This window comes from Psychrobacter sp. (genome assembly GCF_035469765.1).
Classification (GTDB): Bacteria; Pseudomonadota; Gammaproteobacteria; order Pseudomonadales; family Moraxellaceae; genus Psychrobacter.
Genome location: NZ_DATIRM010000384.1, coordinates 1 through 3,202 on the forward strand (window position 1 = coordinate 1; position 3,202 = coordinate 3,202).

The 3,202-nt window shown below is 39.9% G+C and carries 3 protein-coding genes and 1 pseudogene; 3 read left to right on the forward strand and 1 reads right to left on the reverse strand.

Annotation, left to right across the window (positions count from 1 at the left end; translation table 11 throughout):
* From VLN09_RS10690 to VLN09_RS10700, 3 genes and pseudogenes are all read left to right on the forward strand, one after another.
* Positions 1-190 (forward strand): annotated as a pseudogene (locus VLN09_RS10690) (lipid A biosynthesis acyltransferase); the annotation flags it as partial.
* A 164-nt stretch (positions 191-354) separates the two neighbouring features.
* The gene (locus VLN09_RS10695) at positions 355-1,098 is read left to right on the forward strand and encodes a glycosyltransferase (protein WP_414709125.1); all 744 of its coding nucleotides are present in this window, start codon (positions 355-357) and stop codon (positions 1,096-1,098) included.
* Between the two features lie 45 nt (positions 1,099-1,143).
* Positions 1,144-2,001: a hypothetical protein gene (locus VLN09_RS10700; protein ID WP_325246365.1), complete on the forward strand. Its 858-nt coding sequence runs from the start codon at positions 1,144-1,146 to the stop codon at positions 1,999-2,001.
* On the opposite strand, the gene VLN09_RS10705 is transcribed toward VLN09_RS10700, so the two are convergent.
* Complete coding sequence (locus VLN09_RS10705; RefSeq protein ID WP_325246367.1) at positions 1,994-3,136, reverse strand: glycosyltransferase; 1,143 nt, start codon at positions 3,134-3,136, stop codon at positions 1,994-1,996. The genes VLN09_RS10700 and VLN09_RS10705 overlap by 8 nt on opposite strands.
* Between the last annotated feature and the right edge of the window lie 66 nt (positions 3,137-3,202).

A 3,202-nucleotide genomic window follows, 5' to 3' on the forward strand; every position in this document is an offset into this window, starting at 1 on the left:
CAAGACTGAAACAGCAGCTTATGCACTTAATCATGCTATGCAAGCTATGGTTGAAGCGCATTTTAGTCATTATATGTGGGGCTATCGGCGCTTTAAGCGTATACCTGTTTTAGATAATCCTTATGTTGCTGATGACGCTGATTTAGCAGGATTTATTGATACTTATCATGCTAAAGTTTATAGTGAATAATTTATGATAGCATTGCTACTTTCTGTATTATTTGCTGTTACTATTTACTTTACTGACTGCTTTCCCTTTTAATACGACCTCCTTATTTATATAAATATGAGTGCATTATGGCAATGGATATAACCCCCGATTTATCAACCACCCAAACACAGACAGATAATAATATATCTGAAGCGCGTTACATCATTTGTATGAAATGGGGTGATATATACGGTGCGGAATATGTCAACCGCCTATATAACATGGTACGTCGTAACCTGACTTTAGATTTTCAGATGGTTTGCTTGACTGATGACAGCACAGGTATTGATCCTGCTGTTATCTGCCATCCTATCCCTGAGCTCAATCTACCTGCAGGACCTGAACGTGGTTGGAAAAAGCTGACGACCTTCAAGCCTGAGCTATACGATTTAAAAGGCGTGGCGTTATTTTTAGATATTGATATCGTTATCGTTGATAATATCGATGGCTTTTTCACTTATAAAGCTGAGCACGACGATAGCGTGGTTATCATCCGTGACTGGAAAAAACCTTGGCGGATGATTGGTAATAGCTCGGTCTATCGCTTCAATATCGGCATGGGTAGTTATCCTGATTTACTAGCAAACTTTGAGCGCAACTTTGAGACCATTCGTACTCAAGTACGTCATGAACAAGCGTATTTGTCTAACTATCTACGTGAGCATCATCACTTAGAATATTGGGATAAAGATTGGTGTGTCAGCTTTAAATATCAATGTATCGCGCCCATTCCGTTTAATCTGGTAAGGGCACCTACTCTGCCAGATGGTGCCAAAATCGTTATTTTTCATGGTGAGATTAATCCGCCAGATGCTATCAATGGTGGTAGCGGTAAATGGTATCGTCATGTCAAACCAAGCCCTTGGCTCAAAGAATATTGGGTATAATGTAATCATCAAACCGTCATTACTTTAAAATATATGGAGTTGAACTTGGGATTATCTCCTATGATTGAGTTTGATGTTGGTAATCAGCCTTTCCCTATTCGCGCATTTGACACGCAAGAAACCCAACAAAACCTTGACCAGCAAGCTGTCAATATCATTGCTTCGGGTCCCTCTATTGCTGAGGTAGATTTTACACCTTTAATAGATACAGCCACGATTTTTATTAACGGTAGTATTAGTCTCACTGCTCAGTACAGATTTACCAATGTCGTCGGTTATGTCATTAGTGATGCACGTTTTATTTTCCATCAGCTCGATATATTAACTAAATACTATACCGGTCAGCCTCTATATGCCACCTTGGCAGTATTAGAAGCATTGGTCAGTGCCCATCCTGAAATCATAAAAAAATATCATCATAAGATGCGTATTATCTATCCTGTCGACAGACCGTGGGGTGTTAAAGGAAATGATTCAGAATTTAGTCGCTTACTATTAAAGAAAGACCTCGAGCATCAAGCACTTGATAGAAAAACACCCCTATCAGCATTTGCTAAGCATCCTAAATTCGTTATCGAGAGCCATCATCAGCCAGCACCTGTTGGACTGTCTTTAGATATCACTCACGGCTTTGTAGAAGCCGGAACAGTGGCTTATGTAGCAACGCAACTGGCTTTCTCCCGTGGTGCAGGTGCGCTGCATTTATATGGTATTGATTTACTCAATAATGACAAGCCGCGGTTTTATGAAAATAACGAACGCAGTGCGCCCACTACCTTGAACAATGTCATGAGTAATACCATTGTGCCATCATTTAATTTAATGGCTAAAACTTATCAGCAGCTTGGTGTGAGTGTTACCAATCACTCACCTGTTTCTAAGTCACTTTTCGACTTTAATTAATATTTTCGTCCATAATATCTTTTGTACTATGAGCAAAATATAAATACTGCTGTGCAATATGCTTTGGTAATAGCTGCCGATTTAACGGTGTTATAAATTGATTCGCATTATCTAATGCCTGACTTATTAGCGCTGCTAACCCTTCGATATCATCGATAGCAACTAGGTTTTTCTGTGGTAACAGCTCTCTTGGACCAAATGGACAATCAGTACTAATCACTGGCACAGCCAGTGATTGTGCCTCGACAATGACATAACCAAAGCCCTCGTACTTAGAGGTCATAACTAACAATGCTGCGCGAGCAATCAGCGGATAAGGATTGGCATGAAAGCCCAAAAAGTATACTTTATCCTCAATTTTTAACTCAATCGCTAATTGTTTTATTTCATCTTCAAGTCGACCTTTACCAACCAAAACCAATGGTAGCTTGCGCCCTGTTTTGGCATAGGCCAGCAATAACTCACGATGACCCTTCATAGCGTCAAACGAAGCGACATGAATGATATAACCCTTGTCAGTCAAGCCAAACTCTTTAATAGAAAAAGGCTCACTGGCCAATTGCTGAATTTGACTGACATCGCATGGGTTATAAATTGTCGTGGTTCTAGTTCTATGGTCATGATGACCAATAAGCGTGAGTAAATCTTGGCGTGCGCCTTCGCTGACACAGCTACAAGGATGAGCACCATATACCATTTTTAAATGAGTCGTAGTCTGAGCAGGCATGGTTGCTAGCTTTTCTTGAAACTGTCTGGATAATGCCGTATGCAATACGTTCACTATATTTGGTAGATCGCTATATGCCATAATCCAATTAACCTTGTAAATATTAGTCAAGATTAATTCAGGTATTCCGATATTTTTTAGCACATATTCATCAATACACGCTGCAACCTGTTTATAAGCGGTGGCTTGCTCAGTTTCTATATTAAACAGCGGTTGATTATAAGGCACGACGTGATAATGTACACGAGAATCTAGGCACATATCCATCGTATCTTCTAGGCAAAGCACATGGACGTCATAATCCATATCTATATAGGCACGCGCCAATGTTGTGACCATGCGTTCTGCACCGCGTCCTTCTAGTGCCTTTAATATCAGTAAAATAACAGAGTGATCTGTAGACGTCATAGTAGGCAGTTTCTCGTTTTTTGATGTATATCTTGTTATAATCAGCGCTCAAAATAGGTGTGCTAT